This is a genomic window from Bradyrhizobium sp. P2_E8, assembly GCF_056403875.1.
This window is the reverse complement of the sequence record NZ_JBFUES010001701.1, coordinates 1-860: the sequence shown is the minus strand read 5'-3', so window position 1 is coordinate 860 and position 860 is coordinate 1. Positions and strand designations below refer to the sequence as shown.

Here is an 860-nt window from a genome sequence, read left to right as displayed (position 1 = left end):
GCCGCGGCCTTCGTCCGACAGCATCGCGTCGTAGGCGAGCTCCTCGGGCCGCCGTCCCAGCTTGCGCGCCTGCGGGCCGAGCGCGTTCTCCGGCGGCTGCTCGTAATCGGGGGGATCGCCGAGCAGGAACATCTTGTCGTAGTTGGGCCGGAAGAACAGCGGATCGTCGGTCGCGGTCGCCGTCTCGCTCAGGATCGCCTGGCGGACCTCGCTCTGATGCAGCCGCGCCAGCCGCTCCTTCAGCGGCAGATGCGCGATGCGCGCGTAGCTCGGATGGGTCTGGAACGGATTGCGCGACAGCTCGAGGCCGAGCAGCAGGCCGACCGGGCGCGCCGCGATCTGCGCGGTGATGGAGAGGCCGCGCCTGGCCGCGGCATTGATCTCGTCCAGCGTCTGGCGCCAGCGCTGCGGCGCCTTGTCGTTCTGCGTGATCGAGAACGAGATCGGACACTTCGTGGCATCAGCCACCCGCAGCATCATCGGCAGGTCTTCGTGGATGGTGGAGAGATCGAGCACGAATTGCAGCACACTGCGGCCCTCGGCATGCATCGCGCCGGCAATCGCGGTGAGCTCGTCCTCGCCGGCCTTCAAGGTCGGCGTGAAGTCGCCGGTCGAGGTGCGGTGATTGAGCGTGCGCGAGGTCGAGAAGCCGAGCGCGCCGGAACGCACAGCCTCGCCCGCGAGCTTCGCCATCGCGGCATTGTCCTCCACGGTCGAGGGATCGCGGCGCGCGCCGCGCTCGCCCATCACATAGACCCGCAGCGCCGCATGCGGCAATTGCGCGCCGACATCGATGTCGAAATCGCGCCTGGACAGCCAGTTCATGTAGTCCGGAAAACTCTCCCAGGCCCAGGGAATGC

At 68.3% G+C, this 860-nt stretch carries 1 protein-coding gene; it reads right to left on the bottom strand.

From position 1 onward, the window contains the following. On the bottom strand, nucleotides 1-860 hold an 860-nt coding region (locus AC1D00_RS43325; protein WP_477014953.1), incomplete at both ends, for an amidohydrolase family protein.